Source organism: Clostridium celatum, assembly GCF_021412605.1.
Lineage (GTDB): Bacteria > Bacillota > Clostridia > Clostridiales > Clostridiaceae > Clostridium > Clostridium celatum.
In genome coordinates this window covers 1-23,415 of sequence record NZ_JAJKGM010000006.1, presented here as the reverse complement: position 1 = coordinate 23,415, position 23,415 = coordinate 1, and the positions used below count along the sequence as shown (strand labels likewise).

General features: G+C 27.7%; 19 protein-coding genes. 6 read left to right on the top strand and 13 right to left on the bottom strand.

Translation table 11 applies throughout. The features are described from left to right. Positions 1 to 104 precede the first annotated feature (104 nt). Complete coding sequence (locus LPC13_RS04185) at positions 105 to 431, bottom strand: metal-sensing transcriptional repressor (RefSeq protein WP_425458695.1); 327 nt, start codon at positions 429 to 431, stop codon at positions 105 to 107. A 440-nt stretch (positions 432 to 871) separates the two neighbouring features. On the opposite strand from LPC13_RS04185, the gene LPC13_RS04180 reads away from it, so the two are divergent. Together LPC13_RS04180 and LPC13_RS04175 are read left to right on the top strand one after the other, a co-directional pair. Continuing rightward, entirely contained in the window at positions 872 to 1,975 is a 1,104-nt protein-coding gene (locus LPC13_RS04180) for a DEAD/DEAH box helicase (protein WP_005216261.1), read from the top strand. Positions 1,976 to 2,090: 115 nt separating this feature from the next. Then, positions 2,091 to 3,473, top strand: a complete 1,383-nt coding sequence (locus LPC13_RS04175) for a GTP pyrophosphokinase (protein WP_234088622.1) — start codon at positions 2,091 to 2,093, stop codon at positions 3,471 to 3,473. A gap of 144 nt (positions 3,474 to 3,617) precedes the next feature. Here LPC13_RS04175 and LPC13_RS04170 read toward each other — a convergent pair whose 3' ends face one another. Next, positions 3,618 to 4,574, bottom strand: coding sequence for a poly(ethylene terephthalate) hydrolase family protein (locus tag LPC13_RS04170; RefSeq protein WP_005216258.1), 957 nt, complete (start codon positions 4,572 to 4,574; stop codon positions 3,618 to 3,620). Positions 4,575 to 4,698: 124 nt separating this feature from the next. Between LPC13_RS04170 and LPC13_RS04165 the strand changes: the two genes are divergently transcribed. Further along, positions 4,699 to 5,190 carry a TetR/AcrR family transcriptional regulator gene (locus LPC13_RS04165; RefSeq protein ID WP_005216256.1) on the top strand — a complete coding sequence of 164 codons (492 nt, stop codon included), beginning with the start codon at positions 4,699 to 4,701 and terminating at the stop codon, positions 5,188 to 5,190. Between the two features lie 119 nt (positions 5,191 to 5,309). Here the strand turns inward: LPC13_RS04165 and LPC13_RS04160 are convergent, their stop codons facing one another. From LPC13_RS04160 to LPC13_RS04145, 4 genes are all read right to left on the bottom strand, one after another. Continuing rightward, the gene (locus tag LPC13_RS04160; RefSeq protein ID WP_005216254.1) at positions 5,310 to 7,079 is read right to left on the bottom strand and encodes an oleate hydratase; all 1,770 of its coding nucleotides are present in this window, start codon (positions 7,077 to 7,079) and stop codon (positions 5,310 to 5,312) included. A gap of 223 nt (positions 7,080 to 7,302) precedes the next feature. Continuing rightward, positions 7,303 to 7,878, bottom strand: a complete 576-nt coding sequence (locus tag LPC13_RS04155; RefSeq protein WP_005216252.1) for a TetR/AcrR family transcriptional regulator — start codon at positions 7,876 to 7,878, stop codon at positions 7,303 to 7,305. A 272-nt stretch (positions 7,879 to 8,150) separates the two neighbouring features. Further along, positions 8,151 to 8,561, bottom strand: a complete 411-nt coding sequence (locus tag LPC13_RS04150) for a peptide deformylase (RefSeq protein ID WP_040420225.1) — start codon at positions 8,559 to 8,561, stop codon at positions 8,151 to 8,153. Between the two features lie 197 nt (positions 8,562 to 8,758). Then, positions 8,759 to 9,142, bottom strand: a complete 384-nt coding sequence (locus LPC13_RS04145) for a DUF3221 domain-containing protein (protein ID WP_005216249.1) — start codon at positions 9,140 to 9,142, stop codon at positions 8,759 to 8,761. A 502-nt stretch (positions 9,143 to 9,644) separates the two neighbouring features. Between LPC13_RS04145 and LPC13_RS04140 the strand changes: the two genes are divergently transcribed. Next, positions 9,645 to 10,466, top strand: a complete 822-nt coding sequence (locus LPC13_RS04140) for a nitroreductase family protein (protein WP_234088621.1) — start codon at positions 9,645 to 9,647, stop codon at positions 10,464 to 10,466. A gap of 99 nt (positions 10,467 to 10,565) precedes the next feature. On the opposite strand, the gene LPC13_RS04135 is transcribed toward LPC13_RS04140, so the two are convergent. From LPC13_RS04135 to LPC13_RS04120, 4 genes are all read right to left on the bottom strand, one after another. After that, positions 10,566 to 16,310, bottom strand: coding sequence for an endo-alpha-N-acetylgalactosaminidase family protein (locus tag LPC13_RS04135; RefSeq protein ID WP_005216246.1), 5,745 nt, complete (start codon positions 16,308 to 16,310; stop codon positions 10,566 to 10,568). 349 nt (positions 16,311 to 16,659) lie between these two features. Beyond that, entirely contained in the window at positions 16,660 to 16,893 is a 234-nt protein-coding gene (locus tag LPC13_RS04130) for a hypothetical protein (protein WP_005216245.1), read from the bottom strand. Positions 16,894 to 16,973: 80 nt separating this feature from the next. Continuing rightward, positions 16,974 to 17,537 (bottom strand): chromate transporter, encoded by a 564-nt coding sequence (locus LPC13_RS04125; protein ID WP_005216244.1) that lies wholly within the window; start codon positions 17,535 to 17,537, stop codon positions 16,974 to 16,976. Further along, positions 17,537 to 18,112 carry a chromate transporter gene (locus LPC13_RS04120; RefSeq protein WP_005216243.1) on the bottom strand — a complete coding sequence of 192 codons (576 nt, stop codon included), beginning with the start codon at positions 18,110 to 18,112 and terminating at the stop codon, positions 17,537 to 17,539. The genes LPC13_RS04125 and LPC13_RS04120 overlap by 1 nt, the downstream gene beginning before the upstream one ends. Before the next feature lie 148 nt (positions 18,113 to 18,260). On the opposite strand from LPC13_RS04120, the gene LPC13_RS04115 reads away from it, so the two are divergent. Further along, entirely contained in the window at positions 18,261 to 19,127 is an 867-nt protein-coding gene (locus LPC13_RS04115) for a LysR family transcriptional regulator (protein ID WP_005216242.1), read from the top strand. A 53-nt stretch (positions 19,128 to 19,180) separates the two neighbouring features. Here LPC13_RS04115 and LPC13_RS04110 read toward each other — a convergent pair whose 3' ends face one another. Next, positions 19,181 to 19,660, bottom strand: coding sequence for an LURP-one-related/scramblase family protein (locus LPC13_RS04110; RefSeq protein ID WP_005216241.1), 480 nt, complete (start codon positions 19,658 to 19,660; stop codon positions 19,181 to 19,183). Positions 19,661 to 19,982: 322 nt separating this feature from the next. On the opposite strand from LPC13_RS04110, the gene LPC13_RS04105 reads away from it, so the two are divergent. After that, the gene (locus LPC13_RS04105; protein ID WP_005216240.1) at positions 19,983 to 20,837 is read left to right on the top strand and encodes an MBL fold metallo-hydrolase; all 855 of its coding nucleotides are present in this window, start codon (positions 19,983 to 19,985) and stop codon (positions 20,835 to 20,837) included. A gap of 67 nt (positions 20,838 to 20,904) precedes the next feature. On the opposite strand, the gene LPC13_RS04100 is transcribed toward LPC13_RS04105, so the two are convergent. Further along, entirely contained in the window at positions 20,905 to 22,206 is a 1,302-nt protein-coding gene (locus LPC13_RS04100) for a L,D-transpeptidase family protein (protein ID WP_051040733.1), read from the bottom strand. Between the two features lie 139 nt (positions 22,207 to 22,345). After that, positions 22,346 to 23,251: a hypothetical protein gene (locus LPC13_RS04095; protein WP_234088620.1), complete on the bottom strand. Its 906-nt coding sequence runs from the start codon at positions 23,249 to 23,251 to the stop codon at positions 22,346 to 22,348. Positions 23,252 to 23,415: the final 164 nt, after the last annotated feature.

Genomic DNA, 23,415 nt, shown 5'->3' with positions numbered 1-23,415 from the left:
TTTATGTGAAAACAAATATAATGAACTTTATAAAACATTAGAAAAGAGGCCATTTGTAAATAATTTTCAAAACAGCCTCTTTTCAATAAAATTCCAATATTATGTCATTTAATAAATTGTCCTATTGCTTTATTTAAATCTTCTATAGCTTTTTTATCACCTGATTCTACTGCAACTACTATACAATTTTCAATATGCTCTTGTAAAATAACTTTTCCTGTGTTATTTAAGGCTGCTATTACTGCAGCTAATTGAATTAATACTTCACTACAATCTCTATCATCTTGCACCATTCTCTTTACAGATTCTAAATGCCCTATTGCACGTGATAATCTATTAACTACTGCCTTAGTATTTTCATGTATATGTTTATGTGTATGCTTTCCATTATCATCATGGGTATGTGTGTATATATGCCCATCTTCGCCTATATGAATGTGTTCTTTAACTGCATCTTTATCCAAAACTATACCTCCAAATTATTTATTTAAACCATATTTATTATACCATTTTTTGTTATAAAATAATTATATTGTAAAAATTGCTTTTTACAATTATCAGATAAATTAAATTTATTTCATCCATTTTAACTATATTCTTTTAATTAATAATATCCTATTACTAATTACATATATTAATTCTTTTTTTATTTATATGCCTATACCGACATTAGTTTTCTATTGAATTTAATAAAGTATTAAATATTTTGCAAAAGAAATACCTACTGATATTCTTTCATAGCTTTAAGTTTAGCTTACTAACTGGAGACTTGTAGTTTTAATTATAAGAAATAAATTTTAATTTTTACAGTTGTAATTAAATTAGTATGTTATAATTATATGAAACTTAAGACAAATGGAAGGTATAATATATGAATTTTAAAAACTTAGGAATTAGTAATGATATAGACAATATACTAAAAAAATCTGGAATTAAAACCCCAACGCCTATTCAACAAGATAGTATTTCACATATTTTAAGTAATAAAGATGTTATAGCAGAAGCTCAAACAGGTACTGGAAAAACTTTAGCATTCTTACTACCTATATTTGAGAATATCTCATTAGGCTCTAAAGGCATACAAGCCTTAATAATTTCTCCAACAAGAGAACTTGCTATTCAAATCACTGAAGAAGCTAATAAATTAAGTACTGCTAAAAATGTTGGTGTATTATCTATGTATGGCGGAAAAGATATTGGCTCACAAATGAAAAAACTTCAAGGAAATATTAGACTTATAATTGCAACTCCTGGAAGACTTTTAGACCACCTTAAAAGAAAAACTGTAAATTTAAGTTCATTAAAAACATTAGTATTAGATGAAGCTGATCAAATGCTTTTAATGGGTTTTAGAAATGAAATTGAAGCTATAATGAAAGAAACTCCAAAGAAAAAGCAAATCTTATGCTTCTCTGCAACTATGGATTCATCTGTAAAAAAACTTGCTTATAGATATATGAAAGAGCCTATAGTTGTAACTGTTAAGAAAGAAGAAATAACTTTAAGTAATATTAAACAAGATGTTGTAGAAACTATTGATAGAGAAAAAAGAGACGCCTTATGTAAAGTCTTAGATATAGATAATCCATTTATGGCAATTGTATTCTGTAGAACAAAAAGAAGAGCTGACGAACTTGAAACTGTAATGCATAGACGCGGATATAACTGTAAAGTAATTCATAGCGATATTCAACAATCTAAAAGAGAACGAATAATGAAATCTTTTAGAAATGCTGACATTCAATATTTAATTGCAACCGATGTGGCATCTCGCGGCTTAGATATTAGTGGAGTTACTCATATTTATAACTATGATATTCCAGAAAATGTTGAAACTTATATTCATCGTATAGGTAGAACTGGAAGAGCTGGTGAAGATGGTTATACTTGTCTTTTTGTAGACCCTAAGGATTCTAGAGTACTTTCTGAAATTGAAAAAGAAATTAATTTTAAAATTCCTAGAAGAAATTTATAAACACTTAACTTTATTAGCTCATCTATAAATTACATTAAAACATTTATAAACTTCCTGTATTTATAATTAGATATATAGCTTTGTAATTTTATAATATTTAGATAGAGGTGTAATTTTGAATATTAAAGAATTTGACTATTTAGAAATAGCGTTAAATGAATTAACAAATAATCAAGAAGTTCTAATTAAAGCTTCTATTGATTTAGAAAAAATCTTTTTTAATATTTTAGATGAAAGTTATTGTGATTTTTCTAATATTAGCTGTAGAGTTAAATCTACAGAAAGCTTACGTGAAAAAATACTTAGAAATCATTATTATAAACGCTACCCTAATGCCAATGACCTTATATTTAAATTAAGTGATCTTATTGGAATAAGAATTGAATGCAGATTTGGTGATGACGAAAAGAAGATTTATCGTTTCTTAAAAAAATATTTCAATAAAAAACTTGATGATGATTTTTACTGTAGTGATAATTATAATAATATTTTTCTTAAACTTTCTGGTAAACAACCACAAAAGCAAAAGAATGGCTTCACAATTTATAGGATTGATGGAAAACTTCTTTATGAGAATTTATTAATTCCATTTGAATTACAAATTAAATCTCTTACAAATATGTTTTGGAGCGAAATTGAGCATCAAATAATATATAAAAATTCTAATTATGTTATTGAAGATCAATTTTTAAAAGATATTATGAATTCTATAAAAAATAATTTAACTATGATAGACAATCAGTTATTAACGGTTTTAAGACATGTTGAATCAAAAAAAGTTAAAACTAATGTTTCAAATAAAAGAAATCTTCAAGAAATAGTATCAAAACTTATATACGATATGTTCTCATCAAAAATGAAAGAATCTATTGATATGACTATTAATTTTAAGGATTCTTGTGAAACTATAGTTGAATATGTATTCTTTAAAAACAATATATCTAACGAAGCTGATTATACTGATATACTAATAAATGCTTTAAATAGATTAAACTTAATTTCAGATGAACAATTAGATTTTAATTCTCATTTAATATTTGAAAGAAGTGTAGTTTATGATCACCCATTTAAAAAAATACTTGGTGAATATTTTGAACAAGTAATGAATAGTGAGTTTAATTGGAATTTATTCTTTAGAATTTTATTCTCCTTAGAGCCTTTAGATAATGCTGGAGACTTTGAAAAGTTTTTATCTTATCTTAAAGTTAGCTATACAGAAAGTAAATATATTAATAAGCAAAAAGATATTTTAATTTCTAGGTTTGATAATGACTTTTTAATAATTGAAGATGCAGTTAAAGAACAAATTGCTAAAACTTTAGTATCTATTGATAAAATAAATATAGTTTATGATTATGTTATTGAAGAGGTTAATGCTGCTGTTGAATATATTTATAAATATATTTATGATAACATAAACACCCTTGAACAATGGTTTAATAATTCAGAAGCTATATTGTCACATTTAAATACTGAAATAATAGAATCCTTAGAATAATTTATATGAAACAAAAAAGAACTATATCTTATAAAATAGTTAAACTATCTTTCATAAATAGTATAATTTAGAATAATATAGTTCTTTTTTATTTACCTCATATTTACTTACATAATTAAATCTTCTGTAATTGAATACTTAAATCTACAATTGGATACTTAAATCTAGGTTTTTTCTCCTTATATCTTGCCAATTATTTTTATTAGATAATATTTCAGGTGAATCACCACTGAATACTTCACTTGCTTCATTATCATTCATTAATGTATATCTAAACCAAGCTGTCATATATCCATCAGCATAAAGTAGCATGTCCCCATGGTCCACATTTTTTCTTCTAGCCATAATCGCCTTAATATCATTATTTAAATACATATAGTTATTAATTATAGACTCAAGTGGAGCTATTGTTTCTGAATCAACTTTACCCGTGCCTGCAACCATAAAATAAGGTATTTCTATTTTTGTTACATCATATGTCCACTTAAGAGCGTTAGCTAATTCAATAGATGTGGTACTTGCAGTATAAATAGATTTAAAAACATCACTATTATCAAAATCAGTTACAGCGTTTATTGCACCTACCCCACCTTGAGAATGTCCTGATATTCCTACATTTTCTGTATCTAATTTATTATAAAAAATACTCTCTTTATTGTTATTTAATGATAATATATAGTCTAATGTAATTGAAGAAGATTCACCTGTTGCAGAGCTCGCATCATCATTTCCTACAACAACAAATCCCCATGAAGCTAAATGTTCAAATGTTGCTTCATATTTCGAATACGGTACCCCTGTTCCATTTACAAATATTACAATAGGATATTTTTTATTATAATTTTTACTTAATTGAGATGGATACCATATCTTATATTGAGTAAATAATTCTTCTCTACTTTTAAATTCAATAGAGTCAACCTCAAACTCCCCATAATTAGTATATTTTTTTTCTAATGTTCCACATGCGTCAACATAATTAAAATAATCACTTTTAACTGCTTTTACCTCTAGATTTTTTAATATTATTAAAAAAGTAATTATTAATAAAAATATAATTATTAATACTATTAATGTAATTTTTACTATCTTCTTTATCATTTATATCCCCCTTGACTATCCTATGATACATATGTATCATTATTTTGAGACAAGTGTATCATATAGCATTCTAGAAGACAATATTTAATAAGAAAATGAGACAACTAGCGAGGTTTTGTATCAAATGAAAACAGAGAAAAGTAATTCATATGTTAAAAAACAGATTACCAAGGCACTTATAAAATTAATGCAGACTAACTCTTTTGAAGAAATAAAAATAACAGATATAGTAAAAGAAGCTATGGTTGGAAGAGCATCTTTTTATAGAAACTTTACTAACAAAGAAGATGTATTAAAACAATATTTAATTCAACTAATTCAAGAATGGGGAAGTGAATTTGAACAAAGTAAAGATCCAAACTTAGTGGAAAGTTTATTTAGTCATTATAAAAAATATAGTGAATTTTATAAACTACTGTATTATTCTAATTTATTTCATTTAGTTTTAGATAATATTAAATCTGTTTGTGGTCCTAAACCAGAACAAGATTCATTACAAGCTTATACAAGTGCATGGTTTGCCTATGGTTTGTTTGGTTGGATTAATGAATGGGTAGCAAGAGGAATGAATGAATCTCCAACCGAAATGTCACAATTAGGCAAGTTAAATGGGTAACTTTAAGTTTCTAAAAACTAAAAAGTGGACATAATGATATGCTCCCATTATAGTAGACAGTTAAAATAATAAACCTGCTCTATAATGGGAGGAATTTTTTATACTTAACTTTAAAAATTCTATATTAAGTTATATCTTTTTAATAAATCTTCAATTACAGTTCCTGCAATTTCCTTTTTAATTTTCTTTTCTGCCAATGTTGCCATAAATGGTAATTTAATATCTGTTATTTTCTTGCCATCCATCATCTTAGATGTAGAATCTAAAAGCACTCTAATATCATAACAAGAACCAAATACTTCTGGAACTCCACGATCTACATCTAACAATGTATATACTGCTTCCATAGCTGTTCTTACTGAATATTCTGTAGTAAATACAGTATCACGGACAGTATCTGCAAACTGTCCTAAAAAAGCAAAGTTAACACATCCATCTGGTACAACCTTTGGTCTATCACCTGCACTTCTTGGCATAAAGAATGCAGTTATATATGGCATCATACAAGGTACACAACGTGCTGAATTCCTAGCCATATCTGGAATTTCTTCTACTGGAACACCTAAGTGATATAGCCATTCTTGGGTAATCTCATAGCCAGTACATTCCTTCATTGGTTTATTAATAAAATCACCTGGTACATCTGTAAATAATCCATAAACCCATACAACAAGTTCATTATCAGATTGTATCTTAAAGTGTGGCTGACGATTTAATGTATAGCTCATTAACCAAGAAGAGTCTTTAACAGTTATAATACCACCTGTAACAACATTTCCACTAAAAGGGTCACGCTTGCATATATTTTTTATATATGGTGGTATTCTATAATCTAATGTTGTTATTGTTGCCGATTCCCAGTTAGTGGCTTCTATATTAGTGCAGAATTTATCCGGATGTCCAAATGAGGTGTCTTGTGCTGCGATATTTCTCCACAGTTTCCAACATGCGCCTTCTTCAGTATTCAAAACTGGTGCATGGTCCTGATCACCTAAAGTAGCATTTTCTGTACAACTACCATTTGTAACAAATACTAGATCATCTTCGACTAAATCTATATTTTCTCTTTTCCCATTATGAATACATTGAATTTGTTTTGCTACTTTCTTATCTCCAACAATTTCAAAGATTACATTTGTCACTACAGTATTATATTGAAAATTTACTCCATTGGATTCTAAATATTTAATCATCGGTAGTATTAATGATTCATATTGATTATACTTTGTAAATTTTAAAGCTGAAAAATCAGGAAGTCCACCAATATGATGAATAAATCTTTGTATATAAAGTTTCATTTCTAGTGCACTATGCCATTCTTCAAAAGCAAACATTGTTCTCCAATACAACCAAAAGTTCGATTCAAAAAACTCTTCTGTAAATACATCCTCAATCTTTTTATCATATAAATCTTCATCCTTTGTTAAGAACAAATGTATAATTTCCATAGAAGCTTTATCACTTAAGGTAAACTTACCATCAGTATACGCATCTTCTCCTCTATTAACTGTTGCTCTCATTAAAGAATAGTTTGGATCCTTTTTGTTTAGCCAATAATATTCATCTAATACAGAAGCACCTTCTGTTTCTAATGATGGTATTGATTTAAATAAATCCCATAAACATTCAAAATGGTTTTCCATTTCACGTCCACCACGTATTATAAATCCTTTTTCTTTATCTTTAATTCCATCACAAGCTCCACCTGGTAAATTCATTTCCTCTAGAATATGAATATGTTCACCTTTCATTTGACCATCTCTAACTAAAAAACACGCTGCTGCTAATGATGCTAGCCCTGCCCCTACCAAATAAGCTGATTTTCTATCTACATCTGCTGGTTTTTGTGGCCTTGCAAATGCCTCATAATTTCCATTACTGTAATACATAAAAATCCCTCCCTTTTAATACTTAATTTTTACTCTTATCTTTATATCATTTAATTATTTAATTTATATTTTTATATTAGCTTTTTTTATAAATACTTTCTCTAGACATCTTTATCTTAATGTCTAATTATTAAACATTTCCTTATAATTGTAAAAAAACTAGACAAATCTTAAAATTTGTCTAGTTTTAAAAATTACTATTTATCACTTATTTAATTTCTTATCACTCTACTTTAAAACTTTTATCAGTTCTATAACCTTCTAATGCCTTTTCTATATTTCCACTAATTAAAATATTTAATCGTTGGATTATATCATTAGGATCTTCTCGCATTCCCTTTCTAATCCAATCTATTACTAGTCCAACAAATGCATATTTATAAAAATCTGCTATAAATGACTTATCCTTATCCCTAACAGAAATACCCTTAGATTTTTCATCAACCACTCCAATTAAAAGTAAATATGTTTCATTATATAAATATCTCTCTAAATATTCCCTACTTACAGAATTATAAGTATTAAGTACAAATTCCTTATTTTCTAATATATAATTAAATATTTTACTAAATCCTTGTTGCCAAGTATCATATGTTTTTTTCCCTTCTAAAGCCTTCATTGCTTCATTAGTGTATACCCACTCCAGCAAATCATATATATCTTTAAAATGATAATAAAAAGTTTGTCTATTTACTTCACAATCCTCTGTAATATCTATAATTTTTATCTTATCTAATGGTTTTTGTGATAATAATTTCTTTAAAGATGCTGCAAATGCCTTCTTAGTTGTTTGCGACATATAAATCCCCCCTAATATTACTATATAAGCTTACATCAAACTATATATTTTATTTACAATAACTTCCTTTATGAATTTATAATATCATAAATTCTTATTCTATACTGATTTCTTTATTTTATATCTACTTAATAAAGAGAATATTAAAAATGTTGTTTTAAATTAAGATAATAATAAAAGCAAAGAGATTCTCTCTTTGCTTTTATTATTATCTTAATTTACTTGTATAACTAAAAAATAACCTTTAATAAATTAGTAATAAGTATTTATTATTAAATTATAATACCTTCAAAGTGGTCTATTTCATGTTGAATTATCTGTGCTGTAAAACCATTAAATACTTGTTTATGCTTCTTAAAATCTCTATCAAAATATTCTACTTCTATTATTTCATATCTTTTTGTTTTTCTAAACCCACTTAAAGATAAGCAACTTTCTTCTGTATCATAACTTTTTTCTTTTTTTAATATAACTGGATTTACCATTGGAACAATTATATCACCTATACTAAATACCAATATACGCTTTTTTACTCCTATCATATTAGCAGCCATCCCAACACAGTCCTCTAAATTTGCTCTTAATGTATCAATTAAATCATCAATAACTGCTATATCCGCTTTAGTTGCAGCTTCTGATTTCTCCCCCAAAAATAATATATCTTTTACAATTGGTCTTATCATAATTACTTCAACCTTTCTAGTTTCTTCGTACAAATTAATTTAATATATCATAAATATTTTAAATATGTTCATTATTTATCATTACTAATTATATATTAAATAACTATATATTTAAATATTAACATATTACTTTTTCTTTTTAATCATTTCGACGATAATTATTGAAATAGCAGTTACAAATAAAACTATTGCCTTAATTAATTATCTATTTCAGAGAAATCAAAAGTCCACTCCATTTCTTCTAGGCTTTTTAATGTCTCTTTTGGTATATCCTCTATAGTCCCTCTTTCAATTAACTTACAACTATATATATCAGTACCTGCTGGATAGGTTTCTCTAATTTCGCTATTACATATAATTTCAATTTTATCTCCTGTTTGTAACCCTTCAAAAATACTATCCTTTTTAGAACTATTTCCCATTACAATTGGTGAGTTATTTTCATCAATAATAAGATGTGTATCACTAGTAGATTTTAAATATCTACCTGTCATAGATACTTTATTTACTTTAGAACATCCTCCAAGTATAGATATAATACAAATACACCCAAGAAATAATGTAAATATTGATTTTCTCATAATTCTTACCTTCCTTTTATTCAGTATATCTATTAGACAAATAAATATTTAATAAAGTTCCTTATTTGAAAATATTTACATAGCCATTGATTTAAAATTTAATTTTTTTTCATTCTAAAACCTTAATATTATGTTCTCCTCTAAACTTTTATTTCATTTCTTTTAAGATACTATTCTATATTTTGCAAATTTACTCTACTATATCCTATATTCCTAATTGAAAGGAAAAATTATTAATGAATACTCTATTTAATAAACCTGTAACAGAATTAATAACTTTAAGACATTCACTTAGAAACTATAAAAATTCATCTTTATCAAAATATATAATTGAAAAATATAAGAATTAATTTGATAAAAAAGGGGAACTCTAATAATGAGTTAAAGCTTGGCACTTATTTCGTTATAAAAGGTACAAACTACTTTTTAACAGCAGCCTTGGAAAGTATTAAGAGATATAGATGAAATCATATATCTCATTTTTTATTAAGGAGTGTATATAATGTTTAAAGTTAATAGAGAAAAATGTATTGCCTGTATGCAATGTATTAAAGATTGTCCTACCCGTGTTATTTCTTTAGTAGATGGCAAAGCAGATATTAATAATGAAGGTTGTATAAAATGTGGCCATTGTGTTGCTATTTGCCCAGTAGAAGCGGTTTCAACAGATGATTATAATATGTCTGAAGTAAAAGAATATAATAAAGGAACCTTTGCAATAGATGCTGAAAATCTTTTGAATTTTATTAAATTTCGAAGAAGTGTTAGAAGATTTAAAAATAAATCAGTAGAAACAGAGAAAATTAAAATGATAATTGATGCTGGAAGATTTACTCAAACTTCAACTAATAGTCAAGATGTTTCTTACACTGTTGTTACTGAAAAATTAAACGAACTAAGAGAACTAGCTTATGAATCATTAAGAAAAAAAGGTGAATATATATTAGCTAATTTAACTCCTGAAACTGAACATCTTAAAAGATATGCTAACATGTGGCTATATAGCTATAAGCAATTTAAAGAAGATCCAATAAAAAATGATAGATTATTCTTTAATGCACCTCTTGCTATATTTGTTTCTTCACCATCTCCAATAAATGGTGGATTAGCTTCTTCAAATATGGAGCTTATGACTGATGCCTTAGGTCTTGGTACTTTCTTTAGTGGCTTCTTATTAGTTGCTTCTCAAGATAATAAAGAAATATTAAATTTACTTGGAATACAAGATAGTAAGCAAATAATATCTTGCTTAGTTATTGGATATCCTGATGTTAAATACCAAAGAACAGTCCCAAGAAAAGATGCAAATATAAATTGGATTTAATAAAATACATAAGAGCTAGATGAAGATTTACCTAGCTCTTAGTTTGTTTAAAATAAAATTTTAATTTTCTTTTTATTTAATAGTATATTGTTTAATTGATTATTTCTTTCTTCTAGTAAGGAATCCAGCACCTGCTGCTAATACACCTGTAAGAGCTACCCATAAGCTATTTACTCCACCTGTGTTTGGTAATTTTCCAGAGTTTGAAGTATTGCTTGAGTTATTGCTTCCAGTACCACTTGCAACATTATTACTTTCACTGTTATTAGTACTTCCATTATTATTACTGCTTCCTGAATTACTTCCTGATGATGCAGTTTCTTTTAATCCATCAATTGCAGATTGTAAACTCTTTTCTGCATTTGCAATTTCATCTTCAGTTGCATCTTCATTATTCATAACTGCATTAGCCTTTTCTACAGCTGCTTCTACAGCTTTCCAACTCTTAGCTGTATACTTGCTACTATCAAGAGTTTGAACTTTATTTATTAAATCATTTAATTTATCTTTACTTGGTTTTAATCTTAATTCTAAGAATGATCTTAATAAAGATTTATAAGTTTCAGAAACTTCATTTTCCATTGCATTTTCATCTGCCATAACAGCATTTGCAACTTCTAATGCAGTTTGTAAGTTTGTCCAAGTATTAGAAATATACTCATCACCATTTAATCCATTAATTCTTTCTATTAATGAACCTAAAACTTCTTTATCTCCCTTTTCAAAAGATAACATTTGCATTACTGCACTTAATCTATCAAATGATGCATTTATTTCTGCTTCAGTAGCATTTTCTTTTGCTAATATAGCCTTAGCTTCTTCTAAAGCTGCTCTAAACTCAGTAACTACTGCTGGTACAACATTTGCTAAATCAGATTCTGTTACTTCATTGGCTATTTCTACTGCTATTTGTAATGCACTCTTATTTACTACTACATCTTCACCTTCATCTGTAGAAGTTAAATCCTTAATATATAAATCATCTAATACTAACTCATCATATCCATTACCCTTATCTATTGATAAGTAGTAATCAACTGCATCTCCAGTTGTAAATTCTATCTTGAATTCTTTAACTTCTCTGCTGTAGTTTGGTCCATCTTCTGGTGTTCCTATAACTTCACCCGGAGTTAAAACTTCACTAAATAACACACCTTCTGTTGCTGATTTAATTGCTACAGAATATAAATTATCAATCTTATTAGTGTATTTGAATCCTAATTCATAAGTTGTATTAGGTTCCAATTGTAATGTTGATTGGTCTGTTAATAACATTTCACCAACAGTTCCAGCTTGTTGATTAGTCTTTAATGAGAATCTATCACTGATTACCCAGTTCATGTATTGTTTTCCTTCTGGATCTTTTTCTGCATAATGAGTTCTATTATCAGTTCCTAAAGCTTGACCCATATATAATGGTCCATGACCTTCATCAACATTTTCAAAGTCTTCGTATAATACATACCCTTCTCTATTTGTTGCTTCTGATTCTAGAGGATTTGTCCAAATTCTAAAGTCATCTAACATTACACTTGTAGCTTCTTCTGATCTTGGAATATCAACATAAAGCTTGGCTGTTGTAACTCCTTCTGGCACTGTAAATTCAACTCTCATTCTAGTTAATTTTTCACCATGCCATTTTAAACCTTCACCAACATTCATTCTAGTTGTTGCTCTATCAATTGTACTTGTAGTGTCTACTCCACCACAATTAACGCCTAAAGTAACTTCTCTATCTCCATAATTCTTAACCCATACAGAAGCAGTATAAGTTTTTCCAGGTTCTAAACCAGTTAAATCTTGAGAAATATTTGCACCTTCTCCAAATACCTTATCTTCATCTGGAATTTCTACATCTTGATAAACATTTAATTCTGCTATTGATACAAATCCATTTACATATTCATTAGCAACTAATCTAATATGTGTAGCCTCTACTGTATCAAAGCTTATTGTTTTAAGTGATGCTGATTTATCCCAATCACCTTGAGCTACTGTTGTAAAGTTTATTCCATCATTACTTACTTGTAATTCATATTTTGTTATTATACCATTAGTTCCTGATTGTCTTGGAAGGCAAGTAACTTTGTTTACTTCATAGCTTCCACCAAGATCTAAAGTAATGCTTTGTGGGCCTGTAACTCCTGAATAGCTAGCATGCCATAAAGTTCCTTCATTTCCATCAATAGCTTTGCTTGCATCTTCACCTGATTGATAAGTTGTTGCTGTTGCTGTCATTTGAGATTGTGGTATTAATGATGGATCTACTTTATCTATTCCTTGAATAAATAATGCATCATTACCATTTCTTCTAGCAACTGTTTCATTAATTATAGAAATATGATCCATATTGTCAGAAGTTGATTCTACTGTCCAATTATCTAATGTTTGAGAATCAAATCCTGGATCATTTATTAATGTTCCTTCTCCCCAATTATCAATTCTATCTTCAGAAACTTTTTCTTGGAATACTACATAAGGAGTATTTTCCTTAGCATCAATAGTAACTTGTCCATTAACAACTTCTATTTCTTCAACAAAAGTTCTACCTAAGTCTGAAAGTTCATATAGCTTAACAGTTTGAGTTCCTTCCCATCCATTTGGAAGTTCCCAAGTAGTTTCTCCTCCGTATGGATTCCAGTGATATACTTTATTCTCTGCTTCATCACTTAATTGTTCCCAAGTCCAAGGAATAAATAATGTTGTCTTCCCTATTCCTCTATCATCAATAGTATCTTGAGCAGTAGATGATATTAACTTACCGTCCTTATACATGTTGTTATATCCATTTTCTCTTATAACTTCTAAGTTATCATTAAACTTAACAAATCCACCATCTGTTCCGTCATCTTCCCACTCTTGAATTTCAAAGTGTTGCATATATTTTGATGGTAATGTTTGATTATAGAATGTTTCTACAGCATAGAATCCTTCTATATCATGTCTAGTTCCCCATCCACCAGATAACATATGCTTACCACCTTTTAATAGGTCATCAGACATATAGACATCTTGTTCTTGGTTTCTTATAAATCTCGTAATTGTACTTTCATTACCTCTGTTTGGATATGCAGGGTCTCCTCCCCAGTGAGTCCAAGCAACTTGTTGTTCTAACGGTCCATTAAATTCAGTTGCAAGCATCCAATCATTATTATTAACTATTTCAGCTAATTCATTTGCATTCCATCCATTTCCTGTATATACGTCAACATATATCCATGCTAAATCTGGATGATCTTCTTTAAGCATGCTAAATCTTCTTTCAAGTTCACCTGTTATTACATCTTGTTTTTGATCTACATAATAAGAATCATCTTTCCATCCCCAGCCCTTTTGGAAACCTGGTTTTAAATTATCCACATCTAATTCAAAGGCATCTAAATGATATTCAGTGGCATTAACATGAACACCAATCTTAGCATTATAGTCTTTACCAATTTCAATTAAAGTATTAAGGTCATCTTTACCACCTTGTCTTATACCAGTATGTCCTCCGATATCAGCAATAACATCATCATGTCCTTCCCCTTGATATCCTTTTTCTAATACTAATTGCCCAAATCCATCAGTATAATTAGATAACTTTTTAACTGTATCTGCAGTATATAAGAATGGTGATTGTGCTAATGAACCAATGTTAAATGGTATATATGAGAAGCTATTTCTAACATAATCTGCGCCTTGAACTTCTTCCATGTTTTCTCTATAAAGTATAGCAGCATCTTGCCAATTTACTTTACCATTTCCGTTTTCATCTCTAGCAATCATAATTTGTGACCATGGTAATTCTTCTGGATTACCTGGAACTACATCTGATTCTTGTAAGCTTAACTTAACAGTTGTTCTGTTATTTTCATCTAGTGTAGCTTTTATTAAATCTCCATATTCACTACTTAAACCTATCATATTGATAGTATCTTTATAACCTTGTTCTGGAACTGCTCCACTTACATTGTTAATACAAATAATATAAGATGCTCCTGCTGCTTGTGCATTTTTAGCTTTATCTTCAAAAGTATGGGTTCCTCTATCTACTATAGCAACCTTTCCAGTAAGATCTAAACCTTCAAAATCTTCTACTCCACCTAATCCACAATAAACTGCTTCATATTCTTTACCCATATAGCTTTGAACTTTTTTGTCATTAGAGAAGATAGGTTGATTAGTATTACCCTTAATTTCAACTCCTCCAATAGTTCCTTCAAATGCTGGAGTAGTAGCAGAGTTTACTGATTCTCTATAAACCCAAGTACCATTTGATAACCCTGCTTTTTTGTAACCATCTTCATCACTTACATTAACAACTACTCTATTTCCACCTTCTACAACGTTATTATCTATAGTTATAGCAAATTTATCATCATTTATTATTCCATAAGTCTTAGAATAATCTCCAGCCTTAACATTAGCTACATCTTCAAAGCTTTCTTTAATATTATTCCAATCACCTGTAGTTAATACCCCTGATATTTTTCCATTTTCAGTACTCTTTACAGATGCTAAACTATGATTTGCAAAATTAATAGTTCTTACCTTAAAACTACCTTCTTCTTTTATTTCTGTAACTTCCATTCTTAAAACATTATCTTTAGCTAAAGATAATCTTACCTTCATAGTTACATCTAATTGATCAAAAGTCATAGTATAGTCTGCTGTTTTAGCATCTACTTGAGTAAATTCTACTGATGGAACATAACTAAAGTCATTTATATCAACTTTAAATAATTGTTCTTCTTCACCAGTTAAAACTTCTCCATCTTTCCATTCATATCTTATAACTCTTGGGAAGTTATTATCTAAAACTACAGTCATATCTTCTGAAACTAAAGTCTTTTCTTCTAAAACAACATCCGGTGGAAGTAAATCCCCATCAGTTGCAGCTTTAACTGTAACAGTAGCTGTAACTGTAACATCTTCTCTTCCTTCTAAAGTTCCTATAACTTCAAAAGTACCTTCTTTTGCATAACTTTCTTTATCTACAGAATTCCATATTACATTCTCGGTTCCAGTTGAATTATCTTCATAAACTACATTAACCTTAGCTGGTAATTTAGGTGCAGTTTTAACTATAGTTTCAACATTAACTTCTTCTACTGACTTTATATCTTTATTAAGATTATTGTCTTCTATTGAGCCTACTGGACCAAATTTTAAATAATTTACCTTAATACTTTTACTATCATACCAAGTTCTAAATCCTACTCCATAACCTTGTCCTGTTGGCATATTATTTATATCTACTTCATCACTAAATATTTGCTCTCCATCTACCCAAATAGTTATTTTTTTACCTTCAAATCTAGCCTTTAATTTATAAGCTTGACCTTCCACAAGTGTAGGTCCTGCTATATCATCTTTCCAACCTGAGTTACTTTCTACTAACCACTTACCTGAATCATTATATCCAATAAACAAATAATTACCATCTGTTGCTGGTCTTACAACAACACCAAATCTACTAGTTCCACCCTCAAATGAAAATTCTGTTTCAACTTCCCCATCTGTTAGCATAGGAGCTTTTTGATCATAGAATACAAAATTATTTCCGGCAGAACTATTTCTTGTTATATTCAAATATCCATTTTCTATTGTTCTAGTTCCATCGCCCGAAATATTATGCCACTCAGGAGCATTAGAATCTGTTTCATCAAAGTTTAAAGTATATACCTCACTACTTTTAGCTTGAGCATTTTCAACTCTAATAACCTCACTATTAACATCATTAGCCTTAACTGGTACAGCTATTGATGCTACTTGATTTGCTACTACTGCAGTTGCTACTAATACAGCCAATCTTTTACTTAAAGTTTTTCTTGAATTAGCTACATTTTTATTGTTTTTCATTCTTTTTCCCCCTTTACTTATGCGAGAATTCTCTCGTTATTAAAATATTACATTATCTGTAAATGTTTTCTCAACAATTTTATTGTTGTTTTATATTAATATATTGTGTTTTGTAATTATATTGTATCTTTGTTTTATTTTATAAGTATTGTAAATTATTTAAAATTGATGTTGATCATATATCAGAATCTATGTTATCGCTCTTGTTATAAGTTTAATGACTAAATATAGTAAAGATATTAACCTTTACACTATTTATCAGGATTATCTCAAAATAAACAAAAAAAAGTTTAAGATATTGTTATAAGCAATATCTTAAACTTTTTTCAGCATGATGATTTCTAGCAATTTAATTTTTATCTTCACAACCTAGCTGCTCTTTTAATATGTCTTCTATAGAAGGATGTCCCTTAGGAAGCTTTCTTCCATTAATTAATAATAAAATACTAGTATTTAATGTTGGATGACACTCTGGCAAATCTACTTCTTCTAAAATTTTATATAAATATTTTCCTAAATAGTTATATATTCTGCTCATTTGACAAGAATAAGCTCTAAACTCATATCTATTATACAACCCCATATATTCTCTTTCCTTTATCTTAAGCTATTCCACAATATAATAATATTCTCAAAATTATCATTAGTTACAAATTTAAAATTTTAAGTAATTAAATAAATTATTCCTCCAAGAAAACCTGAACCAATCATCACATATATTGGATTTACTTTAAATTTACGCAATATAACTATAGATATTGTGAAAAGTATCACTGCAATAAAATTAATTGATTCTATATTAAAAGAAAAGCCCTTTTCTCCAAAAATAGTAAGAATTAAAATAGATATTCCAGCCGATGCAATAAGTGCTACAACAGCAGGTCTAAGTCCTGACAAAATACCTTTTATTACGTCTACATCCTTATACTTAAAGTATATAAAAGCAAGTGTTGAAACAATAATACAAGATGGTAATATACAGCCTAAAGTTGCAACAATTGCTCCCTGGATACCTATAACTTTTATTCCAACAAAAGTTGCAGAATTTATTGCAATAGGCCCTGGTGTCATTTCAGCAATTGTAATTAAATCTGTAAATTCAGTTAAAGTAAGCCAACCATGAATATCAACTACTTGATTTTGTATTAATGGCATTGCTGCCATTCCTCCTCCTATACTAAATAATCCAACTTGAAAGAAGCTCCAAAAAAGCTCTAATAAAAACATTATTCTTCGTCGCCACCTTTCTTTTTAGCTTTAATAACAACCTTTAACGCACCTATTATTCCACAAACTAATATTATATACATCACATTTACCTTAAAAAAATATGTAGCAATAAAAGCCCCCATCATAACAACTATTGATATTATTTCTCTTTCTTTAGATATATTACTAGCCATATTTATCACAACATCAGCAATTACAGCTGCAACACCAGCTTGCATACCTTTTAAAACTGAATTTACAACTATATTTTCTCGAAACACTGTGTAAAAAATAGAAACGATAGATAATATAATAAATGGTGGTAATATTGTACCTATAATTGATACTAATGCACCAAATATTCCAGCAATTTTATATCCTACTAAAATTGAAGCATTTACAGCCACCGCTCCAGGTGAAGATTGTGCTATAGCTGTAAGATTTAGCATTTCCTCTTCTTCAATCCATTTTAAATCATCAACAAACTTTTTCTTCATAAGCGAGATTATTACATATCCACCTCCAAAAGTGAAAGCACTCAAATAAAAGGTAGATAAAAAAAGCTTAATATATATTTCCTTTTTATTTTTCATTCACGACTCCCCCCTTAAAACAATCTTTTACTTTTTTTCTTATAAACACCTATAATGTAAGTATATATATTGAGAGGTCATATGTTAAATAGTATAATTATATATAATTCATAAGATTTTTATTATATATAATTAAGAGAGGTATATTATGACTTTACGACATATTAAAATATTTGTAACTGTTTGCCAAACTGGTAGCATCACTGCTGCTGGTGAAAAATTATTTATTGCACAACCTTCAATAAGTGTTGCAATTTCAGAACTTGAAAATTACTATGGTATAAAACTATTTGATAGAATTTCAAAAAGATTGTATATAACAGAGCCTGGAAAAAAACTTTTACAATATGCAAATCATATCGTAAAGTTGTTTGATGAAATGGAAACGGAAGTTAAAAATTTTGATAATCATGGAGTTATTCGTATAGGTGCTAGTATAACTATAGGAACTTATCTATTGCCTAAGTATGTAAAATCATTTAAGGAAATTTATCCTGATATTGAAGTACAAGCTATTGTAGATAATTCCGATACCATAGAACAACATATATTAAATAATTATATAGATATAGGTTTAATAGAAGGTAATATTCATAATTCATATATAAAAAGCCATCACTTTAAAGAAGATAAATTAGTATTAATATGTGGTATTAATCATCCATTATCTAATCATGACGAACTAGATATTAATGATATAAAAAATGAGAATTTTCTTTTGCGTGAAAAAGGTAGTGCTGGAAGAGAATTATGTGATAATATTTTTGCTACTGCAGGAATTGATTTAAATATAATTTGGGAAAGCTCAAGCACTCAAGCTATAATAAAAGCTGTTACTCTCGGACTTGGATTGTCTATATTACCTTATTTATTAGTTAAAGATAGCATAAATAGAAAAGAAATTAAAATGCTTAATATAAAAAATATTTCTCTTGATAGATACTTTAGTGTTATTTATCATAAAAATAAATTTCTAACTAATAGTGCAAAAGCTTTTATTGATATATGTGAATAGTATAAAAATATGACCAGGGGAAATAAAATTATTATCTTTCACCTGGTCATATTTTAATTATTATTTTTCTTATCAATTATATTATCAATAATTACTACTAATGCTATTATAAATGGATTATTCTCATAGTCTATATCTACATAATAATTATCTGTAAATGATAAAAGTTCCTTATCTATATATGCAACAGTTCTCCCATTATGGTTAATTCTATATCTATAATGCCAAATATCACCTTCGATTTCAAAGTTACCATAATTACTTTCTACCAATATATTATCTCTAAAGAAAGTTATTTGCTTTTTTACATATCCTATAATGTTATCATTACTATCATAAATTTCATAGCTTGGCATAAACTTTAAAAGTTTTTCTCTTACTCTATAAAGAACATTGTTATTTTCTATTACTCTAAATTGTAACCCAAAACTAAAGAACTCTTTATCTATAAAATAAACTTCTTCTCCTCTATTATTTTTAACCCAAAAATCTTCCTTTATTTTAAAAAGCTTTGATTTGATATAGTACCTCATAAAAACCCATCCTTTTTATAAAAATTTAATTACCTATATATTACTATATTATTTAACTCTTTTCATCTTTATATTATAGTGCATATAGCTATTAAAATTATAATTTAATTATTTTAAATGACTACTTTATTTATGTAAAATTAATTTATTTATACAAAATTGTCTTTCTAAATTATTTATATTAATAATTCTCTATTTTCATATATTTTTTTATAGAAAGCTAAATTGCTAGTAAACATAACTTAATGATATAATTATTTAATAAATTGCACAAATTAAATTAATGAATTTAATTTAAACTAAATATAAAGGTTGTGAAAATATGCTAAAAAAGCTTACTGATAGAGTTTATTATATGGATTATAAAAAAGCTGGAGATAGACCTACTTTAGGTCTTATTATTGGAGATAACTGTAGTTTAGTTATTGATGGTGGTAATTCTCAAAATCATGCGGAAGAATTTTTAGAAAAAGCTAAGAAAGTAAGCAAATCTCCTCTGAAATATTTAGTTATAACTCATCACCATTGGGATCATATAGTTGGAGCTAATTACATGAACTTAACTACTATAGTTAATGGTATAACTTATGATAAACTAAAGGAACAAAGCAAGCTTGAATGGACAGATGAAGCTATTAAAGAAAGAATAAAAAATGGAACTGAAATAGAATTTTGCTTAGAACATATTAAAATAGAACACCCAGATAGTAATAGAAAATTCACTCTGCCTAAAGGAGAAATAGTATTTGATGAATATTTAAAGATTGATTTAGGTGGAATTAAGGTTTCCCTAGAACATATTTCTAGTGACCATGCTAATGACAATACAATTGTTTCAGTTGAAGGTGATGATAAAAATACTGTTTTTGTTGGTGACTCACTTTATTTAGATATGTTTAATGGAAATTGGAGTTACACTAAATCAAAGCTTATACCTCTACTTATTGAAATAAAATGTTGCGAAGCTGACTATGTAGTTCCATCTCATAATGATATTTACACAAAAGATTCCTTTTTAGAGTTTTTTAATTATATGAAAAAAATAGCATTAATAACTGAAAATAAACTTTCCATTGATGAAGCATTAATTGCATTTGAAGATGAATTTAAAAGAAAAGCTACTATCTCTGAAAAAGAAGACTTACTTTCATTTATATATGGAAATGAAAAATTGTAAATGAAAACCCCTATAGTTTCTATATCAATACAAATATATATTAATATAAAAACTATAGGGCTAACTATTAATAATTATTGTATATATTATCATATGTAAAATCTAATATAATCTTAGGATTATTATTGGGTTTTAGCCATTTTAATATATTAATAAGCTTATCTTCAGCTATAGCTACACATCCATATGTATAACTTCCTAAATCACAATGTAAAAATATAGCTGAACTTTTTCCTGATATTACAGGCCATCTATTATAATCTATGACTATGGAATAATTATAATACCCTTGAAAGCTTGATAAATGTTCAGCCGAATTCCATCTTCCATTTGCATCTCCAAACTGCATAGTATTATAGTAATCAGAATTTTCATCATCCACCCAATATTCACTTCCATCTAATACTCTATATGGAAGTGCTGAACCTGGATTTTCATTTATTCCAAAGGCTTCACTTAATGTATAAATACCTGTTGGTGTGCACTTGTCCATTTCATATACATCACCATAATATTTCATTCCATTTTCTCCTAATCTAGCCGGCATAGAATCAACTTCAATCCATTTTCCATTAGATAATTTTTCCCACATAGTAAGTTCTGCATAACTACCACCATTGCTTACTACAGTAATTAATTGATTTGAACTTTGTGCTGCTATAGTATTTGAAATTTTAGGTTCATTATCATTATTAGTTTCTGTAATAGCTTCATTTTCACTAACATCAGTATTTTCCTCTGTAGTTGCTTTTTCAGCTTCAACTTTATTAGTATTACCAGCGTTTTCTTCATTTAATGCTATTTCTTCTTTTCTATTTTCTATAATAGCTTCAATTTCACTAACATCTTCTTTAGGGTTTTCACTCTTAAATATTTTTAATAGAGTTTCTCCTTCTACTATATCCATTTCAATAACTTCTATAATTTTGCTCTTTTCTTCATCTAATAGTTTTATCTTTTCTTTACAATTATCTATTTTTAATCCTAAACTTTCTTTAAGTTTTTCAAATATATCTTCATTCAAAGTTTCTCTATAATTATTTAAAAACTCTTCTAAAGCTTTAATTAAATCTCTAACATAGGCTTCTTCATCAATTTCTATATATTTTGTAAGCATTTTCTTATAATTATTTATTTTTTCTATTTCCTCTTTACTATATGCTGAAAAATCCTGTATATCTTCTAGCTCACCTAATGCATAAATGTATTTTTCCTGCTTAATTAGATCCATTATATAATTATATTTATCATCCTTATCAATTTTAGCAGATACTTTAACTCCTATTATTGATGCTAATATTAACATTATAACTGCTGTAATTATTGCTAATATACTTTTTTTATACCTTGAAATGTTTAACTTATTCAAAAGTACTCCCCCTTTGTTATACTAATTTTAATATATATTTTAAATAATCACAAATGGTAACTATATCTAAATCTTATTTATAAAACAAAAATACCCTAGATAGTTATATTTATCCCTATCTAAGGTATTTTGTTATTAATTAATATTCTTTGTAAAAATCATCACAATCTTTTTCTAGAGTTTCCCACATATCATCTAAGTTGTCACATATGCTATCTAAATCATCACATATATTCTCTAAATCATAGCATCCATCATCATATTTCTTTTCATGTTTATCATGGCATCCATCTTTATGATAGCCCATATCTTTATGATGCTTTTCATCTTTATAATAACATCCATCATCATAATATTCGTCTTCATAATTACAATCATCATTATAGCTATAATCATTATTGCAATTGCATTCATCATATTTCTTTTCATGCTTATCATAGCATCCATATTTATGACAACCCTTATCTTTGTGATGCTCTTCATCCTTATGATGCTTCTCATTTTTATAATAACATTCATCTTCATAATAATTGTCTTCATAATTACAATCATCATTGTAGTTATAATCATTATTGCAATTACATTCATCATATTTCTTTTCATGCTTATCATAGCATCCATATTTATGATAGTCCTTATCTTTGTGATGCTTTTCATCTTTATGATGCTTCTCATTTTTATAATAACATTCATCTTCATAATTACAATCATCATTGCAGTTATAATCATTATTACACTTGCATTCATCAATGTACTTACAATGACGAATGTGATTACATTCATCGTTACAACTACATTTTTGTTTTTCATTGCATACTAATGCTTCTTTTAAAATCTCCTTAATTGATGGATGACCCTTTTGCAATTGGCATCCATTAGCTAAAGCTAATAAGCTTTTATTTAATGGTTTATAGCATTTTGGTAAATCAACTTCTTGTAAAATTGAATATACTGCTTTTCCTAAATAATTATATATTCTATTCATTTGATAATAATAAACTCTGCGAGCATAATTGTAACCATAATTTGAATTATTACATCCCATTTCGAATACCCCTCTTTCATCTTACGCTATACTATAATATTATTCATTTTTTTATCTCACGTTACAAAGTTAGTCAAATTTATACACAATCGAGTAGGAGGAAAATAATTATTTTATTTTCCGTCCTCTCACACCACCGTGCGTACCGGTCTGGTACACGGCGG